The following is a 13,774-nucleotide window of genomic DNA, read 5'->3' as shown; positions in this document are numbered from 1 at the left end:
AGGAGTTGGCGCCATTCTTTCGGAGGAAATCGTGAAATTCAGTGCCATTTTGTGCGGGTGCGGAGCTATGTCCAAAGGTTGGTTGCGCGCCATCGCTTCCAACCCTCTGCTGGCCGAATCCATCACCATCGTCGGCCTTGTCGACCTGAACCGGGAGACGGCCGAAAAGCTTGCCGCGGAGTTCGGCCTTGAAGGCGCCGTCATCGGTTCGGACCTGTCTGCGGTCATCACTGCCACGAAGGCTGATCTGGTCTTCGACATCGTCATTCCGGCTGCGCGCTACGACGTCGTTTCGACGGCACTCAAGGCCGGCTGCCATGTGCTCAGCGAAAAGCCGATGGCGGCCTCGCTTGCCGAGGGCGCTGCGCTGGTCGATCTTGCCGCCGAGACCGGCCGTATCCACGCTGTCATCCAGAACCGTCGCTTCATATCAGGCGTCAGGCGCCTGCGTCGCTTCGTCGACAGCGGCGCGATCGGCGAACTCACCGGCATCCATTGCGACTTCTTCCTGGCGCCGCATTTCGGCGGCTTCCGCGAAGAGATGGACAATGTCCTGCTTCTCGACATGGCAATCCACACCTTCGATGCGGCGCGCTACGTCGCCGACCGGAAGCCGCTCGCCGTCTATTGCGTCGAGCGCAATCCGAAGGGTTCGTGGTACCGGCACGGCGCCTCGGCCAATGCCATTTTCGAATTTACCGACGACATCGTCTTCACCTATCGCGGCTCCTGGTGCGCCGAGGGCGAGCGCACCAGCTGGGAAAGCCAGTGGCGTCTCGTCGGCTCGAAGGGGATGCTCACCTGGGATGGCGAGGAGAGTTTCAAGGCGACTGTTGCCGGCGAAGAGCCCGGCCTTTTGCATGGTTCCGCTGCCGTAAACGTTCCCGGTCCGGAACATGACGAGGAAACCCATGGCCACGCCAGCGTCATCGCCGACTTCATCGCGGCGATCGGCACCGGCAAACGGCCCGAGACGGTCAATTCCGACAATATCCGAAGCCTTGCCATGGTCTTCGGCGCAATCGAAAGCGCCAAGACGGGCAGGCGCGTCGAAATTTCAGCATAGGATGACGTGACGTGAGCAACCCTGCAAAATCCATTCGTATCGGCACCATGGTCAGCGGCAACAAGGGCGATGCCGCCGCGCGCATCGGCGAGATCGCCGGCATGGGCTTCGAAAGCTTCGAGCCCTTCTTCTGGCAGACGACGAAGGGCCAGGACCTGGCCGAGCTCGGCAAGCGTTGCCTCGATGCGATCGGCGACCGCGACATCACCATCTCGACGCTCGGCATGTTCGGCAATCCGCTGGAAGAGACCGCAATCGACCTCGAGACGCTGGAGGGCTGGAAACATTGTATCGACAATGCCCATCACTTCGGCGCCACCTGCGTTGCCGGCTTCACCGGCCGCATCCGCGGCAAGCCGCTGACAGACAGCCTGCCTCGCTACAAGCAGATCTGGAGCGAGCTTGCCAAGCGGGCGGCCGACAAGGGCGTCAAGATTGCTTTCGAGAATTGCGCCATGGACGGCAACTGGGCGACCGGCGACTGGAATATCGCGCATAATCCCGACGCCTGGGAACTGATGTTCAACGAGACGCCGGACGATAATATCGGGCTGGAGTGGGAGCCGTGCCATCAGATGGTCTATCTGATCGACCCTTTGCCGCAGATCCGCAAATGGGCGCACAAGTTCTTCCACGTCCACGGCAAGGACGCGACCATCCGTTGGGAGGTCATCAAGGAACACGGTATCTTCGGCAAGGAGAAATTCGTCTTCATGCGCACGCCGGGCTTCGGCGACAGCAACTGGACCGACATCATTTCTGAACTGCGCCTCGCCGGCTGGTCGGGCTCGATCGACATCGAAGGCTGGCACGACCCGGTCTATCGCGACGCGCTTGAAATGACCGGCCAGGTCTATGCGCTGAACCACCTCAAGCATGCCCGGGGCGGCGAATTCGTCGTCGACCCCATCTGATGATATCGTTTCCGGCAAGGAGGAATTGCCGGAAACGGGGATAACCACAAAGGAGGAGAACCATGGCTATCCGCAAATATGCAATTCTGGGCGCTCTCGCACTTGCAGGCGTCTCGCTGTTCGGTCTTTCGGCCAAGGCCGAAGACGTCACACTGACGCTCTGGTCGCTGGATAAGGACACCCAGCCGGCGCCGAACCTCGTCGAGGAGTTCAACGCCCAGAACAACGGCATCAAGATCGAATATCGGCTGATCCAGTTCGACGACGTCGTCACCGAGGCGATGCGTGCCTATGCGACCGGCCAGGCGCCCGACATCATCGCCGTCGACAATCCGGAGCATGCGCTGTTTTCGTCGCGCGGCGCCTTCCTGGATCTTACCGACATGATCGCCAAGTCGACCGTCATCAAGCCGGAGAATTATTTCCCCGGCCCGCTGAAATCGGTCGAGTGGGACGGCAAGTATTTTGGCGTGCCGAAGGCGACCAATACGATCGCGCTTTACTATAACAAGGACATGTTCAAGGCCAAGGGCCTCGACCCGAACAAGCCACCGCAGACTTGGGACGAGCTCGTCGAGGACGCGCGTAAGCTGACCGACCCCGCCAAGAACGTCTATGGTCTCGCCTTCTCGGCCAAGGCCAACGAGGAGGGCACCTTCCAGTTCCTTCCCTGGGCTCAGATGGGCGGCGGCAGCTATGAGAACATCAATGCCGAAGGCGCGGTGAAGGCGCTCGGGATCTGGAAGACGATCATGGACGAGAAGCTCGCTTCTCCCGACACCTTGACGCGCGGCCAGTGGGATTCGACCGGCACCTTCAATTCCGGCAATGCGGCAATGGCGATCTCGGGCCCGTGGGAGCTCGACCGCATGACGCAGGAAGCGAAGTTCGACTGGGGCGTCACGCTGCTCCCGGTTCCCAAGGAAGGGGCTGAACGCTCCTCGGCCATGGGCGACTTCAACTGGGCGATCTTCGCCACCAGCAAACATCCGGCCGAAGCCTTCAAGGCGCTCGAATATTTCGCCTCGCAGGACGACAAGATGTTCAAGAACTTCGGCCAGCTTCCGGCCCGTTCCGACATCTCGATCCCCGAGACCGGCCAGCCGCTGAAGGATGCAGCCCTCAAGGTCTTCCTCGAACAGCTGAAATACGCCAAGCCGCGCGGCCCGCATCCGCAATGGCCGAAGATCTCCAAGGCGATCCAGGACGCTATCCAGGCAGCACTCACCGGCCAGATGAGCCCGAAAGACGCGCTCGACCAGGCAGCCGACAAGATCAAGGCAGTACTAGGCTGATCAGTGGCTGCAAGCGAGCCGCGTGCTCCCTCTTCTCCCAGCGGGGAGAAGAGGAACCGGAAGTAAAGCGTCTTTTAACCGGATGAACCTCGGTTCATCCCATCATTTCCTCCCGGCAGGGGCCGTCTTCCGCATCATGCGCCAGGCGGCCCCGTTCGGAGTATCGGAGGACCCATGAAGAGGATCCTGATGAGCGTCAGGGACGGCCGCGGTTTCGATATCGTGCTGGTCGCTTTCCCGCTCGGCTTTCTGTTCCTGATGGCGGGGCTGCCGCTGATCTATAATGTTGTGATGAGCTTCCAGGAGGTCGACATGTTCAGCCTCGGGACCTTCTCGCGTCCCTTCGTCGGCTTCAAGAATTATACCGACCTCTTCGCGCAGCCGGAAACGCTGCCGATCTTCTACAACACCATCATCTTCGTCGTCGGCTCCATCGCCGGCCAGTTCCTGATCGGTTTCGGCCTGGCGCTGTTCTTCTGGGTCAATTTTCCCGGCGCCTCATGGATGCGCGGCCTGTTCCTCGTCTCCTGGGTGATGCCCGGCCTCGTTGTCGGCGCCATCTGGAACTGGATTCTCTCCGGCGATTTCGGCGTGCTGAATTTCATTCTCAAGGAAAGCGGCATCATCTCGGGCAACATCTTCTGGCGCTCGGACCCGCACTATTCGCTTTATGCCGTCATCATCGCCAATGTCTGGCTCGGCACCTCGTTCAACATGATCCTGCTGTCCGTCGGCCTTGCCGGCATTCCTGCCGATCTCTACGAAGCCGCCGAACTCGACGGCGCCAATGCCTGGCAGCGCTTCTGGACGATCACGCTGCCGATGATGCGCTCGACCATCGGCGCCATCATCGCACTCGGCCTGATCTTCACCCTGCAGCAATTCGATCTTTTCGCCGCGATCACGTCGGGCGGGCCGAACAATTCATCGAATGTCACGCAATATTGGGCCTGGGATCTCTCCTTCCGCCAATACGACTTCGCCAAGGGCGCAACGATCTCCGTCATCATGATCGTCTTCGTCATGTTCGCGTCCGTCGTCTATGTCCGGTCCACACGCCACGAGGTGCGCGGATGATTACGACGAACCGCGACCGACTGATGCTCGCTATATCGATCGTCATGGCGGCGATCTATCTGTTCCCGCTCTACTGGATGTACATCACCGCGCTGAAAAGCGGCTCGGAAATGTTCGCGACGCCGCCGAGCTTCTGGCCGGCCTCGCCGCAATGGGGCACCTATGCCGCGGTCTGGGAAAGCCGCGACATGGGCCGTTATCTCTGGAACTCGCTGGTCATCGCGCTCGGCTCCGTGGCGCTGATCACCCTGCTCGGCGTCGGCTGCGCCTATGTGCTTGCCAGATACCGCAATGTCTGGGTGGATATCGGTCTCTTTCTCATCCTCATGCTGCAGGTTCTGCCGGCCTCGCTGATGATCACGCCGATCTTCGTCGGCTTTTCGCAGATCGGTATGCTGAATTATCCACGCCTTGCCGTCATCATCGCGGTCGCGGCAAAGAGCATGCCCTTCTTCGTCATTCTGGTGCGCGCCACCTTCATGAGCGTTCCCCAGGAGCTGGAGGAGGCGGCTCTCGTCGACGGCAATTCGCGCGTCGGCGCCTTCTTCAACATCGTGCTGCCGCTTGCCCGCAACGGCATCCTGGTCAGCGCCATCCTGATCTTCATGCAGGCCTTCGGCGAATTCGTCTATTCGAAGTCGATGATCCAGGCGGTCGACCTTCAGCCGGCAAGCGTCGGCCTCAATTCCTTCATGGGGCCGAACACCAACGAGTGGAACAACATCATGGCCTACGCCACGATGTATGTGACGCCGATCCTTGCCATCTTCGTTCTCTTGCAGCGCCGCATCGTATCCGGCCTCACCTCTGGAGCCCTCAAATGACCACACAGATCGAGCTCAGAGGCGTCAACAAATATTACGGCGCCTTCCACGCCCTGAAGAACATCGACCTTTCGATCGCCAAGGGCACTTTCGTCGCGCTCGTCGGCCCCTCGGGCTGCGGCAAGTCCACGCTGCTGCGCTCGCTTGCCGGCCTCGAAAGCATTTCGTCGGGCGATCTCAGGATTGCCGGCGAGCTGATGAACGGCGTGCCACCACGCAAGCGCGACGTCGCCATGGTGTTCCAGTCCTATGCCCTCTATCCGCATATGACGGTCGAGGAGAACCTGACCTACAGCCTGCGCATTCGCGGCATCGCCAAGGCCGAGGCCAAGAAGGCGGCCGAGGACGTAGCGGCGACGACGGGTCTTTCGCATCTCCTGAAGCGCTATCCGCGCGAGCTCTCTGGCGGTCAGCGCCAGCGCGTCGCCATGAGCCGCGCCATCATCCGCCATCCCAAGGCCTTCTTGTTCGACGAGCCGCTGTCCAATCTCGATGCTGCGCTGCGCGTCCACATGCGCAAGGAAATCCGGTCGCTGCACGACCGGCTGCACGCAACCTTCGTCTACGTCACGCACGACCAGGTCGAAGCGATGACGATGGCCGACCATGTGGTGGTGATGCGCGACGGCATCATCGAACAGCAAGGCGCGCCGCTCGACCTCTACGACCGGCCGGCGAACCGGTTCGTTGCCGGCTTCATTGGCTCGCCGGCCATGAATTTCATTCCCGCGATCGCCGCGGAAGACGGCAAGAGCCTGATCCTGGACTTCGGCGCGGTGAAGCAGACGCTTGCGATATCACGTGCCATCGAACCCGGCCGCAAGCTCATCGCCGGCATCCGGCCGGAGCACATCGGCGTCGTCGAGCCCGGCCATGGCAGCTTCGACGTGCCGATCGCCTTCGTCGAATCGACCGGCTCGTCGACCTTCATCGTCGCGGAGACCCAGCCGGAACTGACAATCGTCGAGACGCGCCGCGACAGGGTCAAGGCAGGAGACATGATCGGACTTTCGGTCGATCCGGGCCAGGTCCATCTCTTCGACGCGTCGACGGATCACCTCATATAAAGGCAGCAGCCCTCGGCTTGGAATTGTCATAAAATCGAACCCGGCGACGCCGTCGAGCCAGATCTCGAAAGCATCACCGGCGACTGGCTGCGCGACAAGCTCGACCGGACGATCGCCTGAGGGCCTGTCCGGTCGAGCTTCGATCGGATCGCAAGAAAAACGAATGCCGCACGATCATCGCTGTTGACAACGGGGCACAATCGATATTGTCTTGTAAAGCGGTTTACTAAACCGCTTTACAATAGGTTCAGTCGATGGCCAAGGGAACGACACCAAGTCTGAAGGATGTTGCGGCAGCGGCCGGCGTGTCGGTCACCACCGTGTCGCGTTTCGTCAATGGCAGTCTCGATCTTCCCTTTCAGACCAAGAAGCGCATCGAGGATGCGATCAAGACGCTGAACTACCGGCCGAACCCGCATGCGCGTCGCTTAAGCAGGGGGCGCTCGGATACGATCGGCCTCGTCGTGCCCGATATCGCCAATCCCTTCTTCGCGACGCTCGTCGCCGCCGTGGAGCAGGCGGCCGATGAAAAGAAGCTCGCGGTCTCCTTGCACGCCACCCTCAACCGGCCGGGACGCGAGATTGAATATCTGCAGCTGATCGAGCGCAATCACGTCGACGGTCTGATCTTCGTCACCAACCACCCCGACGATGGCGCGCTTGCCGCGCTGATCAACGGCAGCGGCAAGGTTATTATCGTCGATGAGGACATTCCCGATTCGAAGGCGCCGAAGCTATTCTGCGACAATGAGCAGGGCGGCTATCTCGCCGGTCAGCACCTAGCCGAACAAGGCCATCGCCATGTCCTCTTCATCGGCGGCGACGAGCGTATGATCAGTGCCCGCAGGCGCTATGACGGCCTGCTGAAGGCGCTCAGGGAGCGGCATGGCGGCGAGGCCCGAGCCGATCGCTATGCCGGCGAATATACGATCGAATATGGCCGTGCGGCGGCACTCGACTATCTCTCCGGAGACCGAAAAGCGACGGCGATCTTTGCCAGCTCCGACGAGATCGCCATCGGGCTGGTCGAGGTCTTCAGAAGCCGAGGCGTCTCGATCCCAGGCGACATCTCAGTCATCGGCTTCGACGACGTCGGTCCGCTTCATCTCTTTGCGCCGCCGCTGACGGCCATCCGCCAGCCGGTGCGTGAGATCGGCCGGCGGTCGCTGGAGCTGCTTCTGGAAACCAATTGGCACGAGTGGAAACCATCCGCCTCGGAAGAACTCCTGCCTGTCGAAATCGTGGTGCGGAACTCCGTTGCGCCGCCTGCGAAATAATAATCAGCAACGTCAAAAAACCAAAAGAGGATGAGAACATGACACTGAATTTGACAAGACGAACGATGATCGCAGCCGCCGGCTTCACGGCATTGACCTTCATCGGCCTGTCCAGCGCCGCGGCGCAGGAAAAGAAGACTGTCGCGCTGGTGCAGATCAACCAGCAGGCGCTTTTCTTCAATCAGATGAATGAGGGCGCCCAGAAGGCGGCCGATGCCGCTGGCGTCAAGCTGGTGATCTTCAACGCCAACAACGAGACGACGGCGCAGAACAGTGCCATCGAAACCTACGTCCAGGAAAAGGTCTCCGGCCTTGCCGTCGTGGCGATCGACGTCAATGGCATCATGCCGGCGGTCAAGCAGGCGGCCGATGCCGGCATTCCGGTCGTCGCCATCGACGCCATCCTGCCTGATGGTCCGCAGAAGGCGCAGATCGGCGTGGACAATGCCGCAGCCGGCGCCGACATGGGCAAATACTTCCTCGACTACGTCAAGGCGAACATGGGCGGCAAGGCCAAGCTCGGCGTTGTCGGAGCGCTGAACTCGTTCATCCAGAATATCCGCCAGGACGGCTTCGAGAAGACCCTGAAAGGCGTCGACGGCATTGAAATGGCCGGCGTCGTCGACGGGCAGAACATCCAGGACAACGCCCTTGCGGCGGCAGAAAACCTGATCACCGCCAATCCTGACCTGACCGCGATCTACGCCACCGGCGAGCCGGCCCTGATGGGGGCGATCGCCGCCGTCCAGAGCCAGGGCAAGCAGGATAAGATCAAGGTGTTCGGCTGGGATCTGACTGCCGAAGCCATTGCCGGCATCGATGCCGGCTTCGTCGTCGCCGTCGTCCAGCAGGATCCGGCCGCAATGGGCGGTGCCGCCGTCGACGCGCTCGTCAAGGCCTCGGCCGGCAAAGCCGTCACCAAGACGATCTCGGTGCCGATCACCATAGTGACCAAGGAGAATGTCGAGCCGTACCGGGCCGTCTTCAAATGATCGAAAGCGGACAGCGTGACATCGCTGCCGCCGGTTCCGGAGGCGTCGCATCCTCCGGAACCGGAACATCCGGCGGCACCCGATCCGACCCGCGCATCTCGCTGCGCGGCATCCGCAAGTCGTTCGGCTCGCACCAGGCCCTGCGCGGCGTCGATCTCGACATCTTCCCCGGCGAATGCCTGGGCCTTGTCGGCGATAACGCCGCCGGCAAATCGACGCTGACGAAAATCATCTCGGGAACCTACATTCCCGATGCCGGCACGATCAGTATGGAAGGCGAAGAGGTTCGCTTCTCCGGCCCCGCGGATGCGCGTGGCAGAAACATCGAAATGGTGTTCCAGGATCTCAGTCTCTGCGACCATATCGATGTCGTAGGTAATCTCTTCCTCGGCCGCGAACTCAGCCGCGGGCCGTTTCTCGACACCAGGACGATGCTGTCCGAAGCCCGCAAGATGCTGGATTCGCTTGAGATCCGCATCCCGAGGCTGACCGGCAAGGTCGCCCAGCTCTCCGGCGGGCAGCGTCAGGCGATCGCGATCGCACGCGCTGCCTCCTTCAAGCCGAAGGTGCTGATCATGGACGAGCCGACGTCGGCACTTGCCGTCGCCGAGGTCGAAGCGGTTCTGGCCCTGATCAACCGCGTCAAGGCGAACGGGGTTTCGGTGATCCTCATTACCCACCGGCTGCAGGATCTCTTCCGGGTCTGTGACCGAATTGCGGTGATGTACGAGGGCACGAAGGTGGCCGAACGGCAGATCGGTAGCACCAATCTCGAAGATCTCGTCAGGCTGATCGTCGGTGAAGGAGCCAGACAATGACGGCTTATACGGAACGCGGCCACGGCTCGCGCGTCGCCGATTTCTTCGGCGAACACGCACAGGTCCTGTCGATCGCCATCTTCTTTCTGGCCTGCATGATCTTCTTCTCGATCGGCAGCGAAACCTTCTTCACGCTCGGCAACATCCTGAACATCGTGCGGCAGGCTGCTCCCATCCTGATCGTCGCCATCGCCATGACATTCGTCATCATCACCGGCGGCATCGATCTTTCGGTCGGCTCGCAGGTCGCCCTCATCAACGCGGTCGCGGCGATCGTTATGGCGATGGGTGTTCCCTGGCCGTCGGTGGTCATCGGCATGATCGTGCTCGGCGGCTTCATGGGACTGGTCCAGGGCTGGTTTGTCGCCTATCAGGGCATCCCGGCCTTCATCGTGACACTTGCCGGCCTATCGATCCTGCGCGGTCTGGCGCTCTATCTGACCCAGGGCTATTCCATTCCGATCAAGGATGCGCCGGGCTTCTTCGCGCTCGGCCGGGGCGAAATCCTCAGCTTCCCGATCCCCGCGGTCATCGCCGTCATCATCGCCATTCTCGGTTACGTCGTTATCACCGCGACCAAGTATGGCCGCCAGGTCGTGGCGGTCGGCTCCAATGCGGAGGCGGCGCGGCGTGTCGGCATGCCCGCCAAATGGATTATCGCCTCGGTCTATATCATCTCCGGCGTCGCCTGCGCCGTCGCCGGCCTGTTGATCGCCGCTCGCCTCGGCTCCGGCTCGTCCAATGCCGCCGTCGGCTTCGAGCTGCAGGTGATCGCGGCCGTCGTGCTCGGCGGAACGTCGCTGATGGGCGGACGCGGCACCATTCTCGGCACCGTACTCGGCACGCTGACCATCGCCGTCATCGGCAATGGCCTGATCCTGATGCACATATCGCCGTTCTTCACCCAGATCGTCACCGGCGCCATCATTCTCGTCGCCATCTGGCTGAACACGCGCATCTTCACGGCCAATTTCCATTTCCGGCTGGGCAGGAAAGGATGAAGCTATGAGCGAACAGGCAGCAGAAAGCCTGTCCGAAGCGCATGTCCGCTCCGGCAAGGTGATGACCGTCACCGGCCCGATTTCGGCGGATGCGCTCGGCGTGACGCTGATGCACGAGCATATCCTCAACGATTGCCGCTGCTGGTGGCACGCGCCGAAGACACCGGAACGGCAATATCTCGCCGAAAGCTTCGTCTGCATGGAGATCCTCGGCGAACTCCGGCAGGATCCTTTCGTCAGCAAGCACAATATCACGCTCGACGACGAACATCTGGCGGTGACCGAACTCAAGGATTTCGCCACGGCGGGCGGGCGCACCGTGGTGGAGCCGACCTGCAAGGGCATCGGCCGTGATCCGCTGGCGCTCCAGCGCATCTCGAAAGCATCCGGCCTCAACATCGTGATGGGGGCGGGTTATTACCTCGGCTCCTCGCATCCGGAAGGCGTCGCGGCAATGAGCGTCGATGAGATCGCGGGTGAAATTGTCCGCGAGGCGAGGCAAGGCGTCGACGGCACCGGCGTCAGGATCGGCCTGATCGGCGAGATCGGCGTCTCCTCGGATTTCACCGCCGAGGAGGAAAAGTCGCTACGCGGTGCGGCGCGTGCGCAGGTGCTGACCGGGCTTCCCCTGATGGTGCATCTGCCGGGTTGGTTCCGTCTCGGCCACCGCGTGCTTGACGTGGTCGCCGAAGAGGGGGCGGATCTCCGCCATACCGTGCTTTGCCACATGAACCCGTCGCATGACGACATCGCCTATCAGAGCGAGCTGGCGGAGCGTGGCGCCTTCATCGAATACGACATGATCGGCATGGATTTCTTCTATGCCGACCAGCAGGTGCAATGCCCGAGCGACGAGGAGGCGGCGCGTGCGATCGTGCGTCTCGTCGAGGCCGGATATCTCAACCGGATTCTTCTGTCGCATGACGTCTTTCTGAAGATGATGCTGACGCATTACGGCGGCAATGGCTACGCCTATATCCTTCGCCATTTTCTTCCCCGTCTGGAGCGGCACGGCCTCGATAGGACGGTTCTCGACGAGATGATGCGCGGCAATCCGCGCCGCGTCTTTCATGCCGGAGCGTAGCTCCATCCAATCAATCGATCACAGGTAACCGCAGACCATGACCAAGAAAATCCTCCTTGTCGGCGAAAGCTGGGTCAGCTCCGCCACGCATTACAAAGGCTTCGACCAGTTCGGCAGCGTCACCTTCCATCTCGGCGCCGAACCGCTGGTGAAAGCGCTCGCCGGCAGCGCCTTCGAGCTCACCTATATGCCGGCGCACGAGGCAGTGGAGAAGTTCCCCTTCGATATGGCGGGGCTCGATGCCTATGACGCCATCATCCTCTCGGATATCGGCGCCAATTCGCTGCTGCTGCCGCCGGATGTATGGCTGCATTCGCGCACGGTGCCGAACCGGCTGAAACTTCTGAAGGCATGGGTGGAAAAGGGCGGCGGCCTGCTGATGGTCGGCGGCTACTTCTCCTTCCAGGGCATCGACGGCAAGGCGCGCTGGCGGCGCACCCCCGTCGAAGACACGCTGCCCGTCACGTGCCTGCCTTACGACGACCGCGTCGAGATCCCCGAGGGCACGGTTGCCGAGGTGGTGAAGCCGGAGCATCCGACGGTGCAGGGGCTTGAAGGCGCCTGGCCGGTGCTTCTCGGCGTCAATGAGGTCGAAGTGCGAGCCCGCGCCGATGTCGAGATCGTCGCGCGCCTGCCCGAGGATCAGGGCGGCCATCCGCTGCTCGTCGTCGGCACGCATGGCACTGGCCGGACGGCGGCCTGGACGTCGGATATCGGCCCGCACTGGCTCTCGCCCGCTTTCTGTGAATGGGAGGGCTACGGCCGGCTCTGGAAGAACATCCTCGGCTGGCTCACCGAAAAGCAGGCGTGATGTCGGCACGCGCCAGGAATTGGAAAGGGAGGAATGACATGCAGGAAATTTCGGACAGGCCGTCCCACGCCATCAGGGATATCTTCGGCAGGGACAAGGTTCTGATCGGCATGATCCATTGCCCGGCCTTTCCGGGCGCGCCGCGCTACCGGGGGGCTGCGATGAATGCGATTTACGACGCCTGCATGCGCGACGCCGAAGTCTGCATGGAAGGCGGCCTGCATGGGCTGATCATCGAAAATCACGGCGATGTGCCGTTTTCGAAGCCCGAGGATATCGGCCCCGAGACGACCGGCTTCATGTCTGTCGTCACCGACCGGATCGCGCGCGCGGCCGGCATTCCGCTCGGCGTCAACGTGCTGGCCAATGCGCCGATCCCGGCTTTCGCCATCGCCATGGCCGGTGGCGCCAAATTCATCCGCGTCAATCAGTGGGCCAATGCCTATGTCGCCAATGAAGGTTTTATGGAGGGCAGGGCCGCCGAAGCCATGCGCTACCGCTCGCTGCTGAGGGCCGAACACATCAAGGTCTTTGCTGACAGCCACGTCAAGCATGGCAGCCACGCCATCGTCGCCGACCGTTCGATCCAGGAGCTGACGCGCGATCTCGCCTTCTTCGATGCCGACGGCGTCATCGCCACCGGCCAACGGACCGGCAATTCGGCAACGATGGAGGAGATCGAGGAAATCGGCGCGGCGACACACCTGCCGCTGCTCGTCGGCTCCGGCGTCAACAAGGACAATATCGTCGATATTCTCGCCCGCACCAATGGCGTCATCGTTGCGTCTTCGTTGAAACACGGCGGCGTCTGGTGGAACCCGGTCGATATCGAGCGCGTGCGCGCCTTCCGCGCGGCGGCCGAACCGGGCCTGGAGGGCTGAGCATGGCGGCAGAGAGCCTTTCGGCCCGCATCCTGCGCGAGAACAACGCTGTCCTTGGCGCGATGCTGAACCACCGCTTTGTCGAGGACGTGAAGAACGACAGGCTGAGCAAGGAGGCTTTCGAGCGTTATCTCGTCTATGAAGGCGCCTTCGTCGACAGCGCCATCTCGATCTTCGCCTATGCGGCGGCGACCGCCAACACCATGACGCAGAAGCGCTGGCTGATCGCGGTTCTCGACGCGCTTGCCAACGAGCAGATCGCCTATTTCGAACGCACCTTCGCCGGCCGCGGCATCGATCCCTCGTCCTTCGACACCGGCATCGCCGAGGTCGAGGCCTTTCGCGCCGGCATGTTGGAAATCGCTCGCCAAGGCGGCTTCCTCGACACGGTCGCGGCGATGTTTGCGGCCGAGTGGATGTATTGGACCTGGTCGAAGGAAGCAGCTAACCGCCCGATCAGCGATCCCCTCTTGAAGGAATGGGTCGACCTGCATGTCGATCCGAATTTCGCCGCCCAGGCGCAATGGCTGAAGAATGAACTCGACATGGCAGGAGAAACGCTGGAAGAGGATGAGAAAGCGCGGCTCAGCGCAATCTTCGGCCGGGCGATGCAACTCGAGATCGATTTTCACGATGCGCCTTATCTTTAGCTTCACCTTGCGAAAGC

General features: G+C 61.8%; 14 protein-coding genes. All 14 read left to right on the top strand.

What is annotated here, in order from left to right; all coding sequences use genetic code 11:
* Positions 1–31 precede the first annotated feature (31 nt).
* Positions 32–1,066 carry a Gfo/Idh/MocA family protein gene (locus tag AC2444_RS30505; RefSeq protein WP_113545356.1) on the top strand — a complete coding sequence of 345 codons (1,035 nt, stop codon included), beginning with the start codon at positions 32–34 and terminating at the stop codon, positions 1,064–1,066.
* Positions 1,067–1,077: 11 nt separating this feature from the next.
* A complete protein-coding gene (locus AC2444_RS30500) occupies positions 1,078–1,980 on the top strand; it encodes a sugar phosphate isomerase/epimerase family protein (protein ID WP_012760055.1) in 903 nt (300 codons plus the stop codon).
* 62 nt (positions 1,981–2,042) lie between these two features.
* Complete coding sequence (locus AC2444_RS30495; RefSeq protein WP_128449572.1) at positions 2,043–3,275, top strand: ABC transporter substrate-binding protein; 1,233 nt, start codon at positions 2,043–2,045, stop codon at positions 3,273–3,275.
* Between the two features lie 174 nt (positions 3,276–3,449).
* Complete coding sequence (locus AC2444_RS30490; protein ID WP_128449573.1) at positions 3,450–4,352, top strand: carbohydrate ABC transporter permease; 903 nt, start codon at positions 3,450–3,452, stop codon at positions 4,350–4,352.
* A complete protein-coding gene (locus AC2444_RS30485; RefSeq protein ID WP_012760058.1) occupies positions 4,349–5,176 on the top strand; it encodes a carbohydrate ABC transporter permease in 828 nt (275 codons plus the stop codon). Before AC2444_RS30490 ends, AC2444_RS30485 begins: the two co-directional genes overlap by 4 nt.
* Positions 5,173–6,243, top strand: coding sequence for an ABC transporter ATP-binding protein (locus AC2444_RS30480; RefSeq protein ID WP_012760059.1), 1,071 nt, complete (start codon positions 5,173–5,175; stop codon positions 6,241–6,243). Before AC2444_RS30485 ends, AC2444_RS30480 begins: the two co-directional genes overlap by 4 nt.
* A 254-nt stretch (positions 6,244–6,497) precedes the next feature.
* Positions 6,498–7,520, top strand: coding sequence for a LacI family DNA-binding transcriptional regulator (locus tag AC2444_RS30475; protein WP_012760060.1), 1,023 nt, complete (start codon positions 6,498–6,500; stop codon positions 7,518–7,520).
* A gap of 38 nt (positions 7,521–7,558) precedes the next feature.
* Positions 7,559–8,512 carry an ABC transporter substrate-binding protein gene (locus AC2444_RS30470; protein ID WP_128449574.1) on the top strand — a complete coding sequence of 318 codons (954 nt, stop codon included), beginning with the start codon at positions 7,559–7,561 and terminating at the stop codon, positions 8,510–8,512.
* Positions 8,509–9,330, top strand: coding sequence for an ATP-binding cassette domain-containing protein (locus AC2444_RS30465; RefSeq protein WP_012760062.1), 822 nt, complete (start codon positions 8,509–8,511; stop codon positions 9,328–9,330). The genes AC2444_RS30470 and AC2444_RS30465 overlap by 4 nt, the downstream gene beginning before the upstream one ends.
* Complete coding sequence (locus AC2444_RS30460; protein WP_017997190.1) at positions 9,327–10,331, top strand: ABC transporter permease; 1,005 nt, start codon at positions 9,327–9,329, stop codon at positions 10,329–10,331. The genes AC2444_RS30465 and AC2444_RS30460 overlap by 4 nt, the downstream gene beginning before the upstream one ends.
* Positions 10,332–10,335: 4 nt before the next feature.
* Positions 10,336–11,415, top strand: coding sequence for a phosphotriesterase family protein (locus tag AC2444_RS30455; protein WP_128449575.1), 1,080 nt, complete (start codon positions 10,336–10,338; stop codon positions 11,413–11,415).
* 37 nt (positions 11,416–11,452) lie between these two features.
* Entirely contained in the window at positions 11,453–12,226 is a 774-nt protein-coding gene (locus AC2444_RS30450) for a glutamine amidotransferase (protein ID WP_012760065.1), read from the top strand.
* A gap of 38 nt (positions 12,227–12,264) precedes the next feature.
* Positions 12,265–13,107 (top strand): BtpA/SgcQ family protein, encoded by an 843-nt coding sequence (locus tag AC2444_RS30445; protein WP_128449576.1) that lies wholly within the window; start codon positions 12,265–12,267, stop codon positions 13,105–13,107.
* Between the two features lie 2 nt (positions 13,108–13,109).
* Entirely contained in the window at positions 13,110–13,757 is a 648-nt protein-coding gene (locus AC2444_RS30440; RefSeq protein WP_017997188.1) for a TenA family protein, read from the top strand.
* Positions 13,758–13,774 lie beyond the last annotated feature (17 nt).

It is taken from the genome of Rhizobium sp. WSM1328, from assembly GCF_057653715.1.
This window is presented reverse-complemented; position numbering and strand designations above follow the sequence as displayed.

Excerpts from the sequence above, each read along its gene's own strand:
- AC2444_RS30495 (WP_128449572.1), top strand. The coding sequence starts at position 2,043 with ATGGCTATCCGCAAATATGCAATTCTGGGCGCTCTCGCACTTGCAGGC.
- AC2444_RS30490 (WP_128449573.1), top strand. The coding sequence starts at position 3,450 with ATGAAGAGGATCCTGATGAGCGTCAGGGACGGCCGCGGTTTCGATATC.
- AC2444_RS30485 (WP_012760058.1), top strand. The coding sequence starts at position 4,349 with ATGATTACGACGAACCGCGACCGACTGATGCTCGCTATATCGATCGTC.
- AC2444_RS30480 (WP_012760059.1), top strand. The coding sequence starts at position 5,173 with ATGACCACACAGATCGAGCTCAGAGGCGTCAACAAATATTACGGCGCC.
- AC2444_RS30475 (WP_012760060.1), top strand. The coding sequence starts at position 6,498 with ATGGCCAAGGGAACGACACCAAGTCTGAAGGATGTTGCGGCAGCGGCC.
- AC2444_RS30470 (WP_128449574.1), top strand. The coding sequence starts at position 7,559 with ATGACACTGAATTTGACAAGACGAACGATGATCGCAGCCGCCGGCTTC.
- AC2444_RS30465 (WP_012760062.1), top strand. The coding sequence starts at position 8,509 with ATGATCGAAAGCGGACAGCGTGACATCGCTGCCGCCGGTTCCGGAGGC.
- AC2444_RS30460 (WP_017997190.1), top strand. The coding sequence starts at position 9,327 with ATGACGGCTTATACGGAACGCGGCCACGGCTCGCGCGTCGCCGATTTC.
- AC2444_RS30455 (WP_128449575.1), top strand. The coding sequence starts at position 10,336 with ATGAGCGAACAGGCAGCAGAAAGCCTGTCCGAAGCGCATGTCCGCTCC.
- AC2444_RS30450 (WP_012760065.1), top strand. The coding sequence starts at position 11,453 with ATGACCAAGAAAATCCTCCTTGTCGGCGAAAGCTGGGTCAGCTCCGCC.
- AC2444_RS30445 (WP_128449576.1), top strand. The coding sequence starts at position 12,265 with ATGCAGGAAATTTCGGACAGGCCGTCCCACGCCATCAGGGATATCTTC.
- AC2444_RS30440 (WP_017997188.1), top strand. The coding sequence starts at position 13,110 with ATGGCGGCAGAGAGCCTTTCGGCCCGCATCCTGCGCGAGAACAACGCT.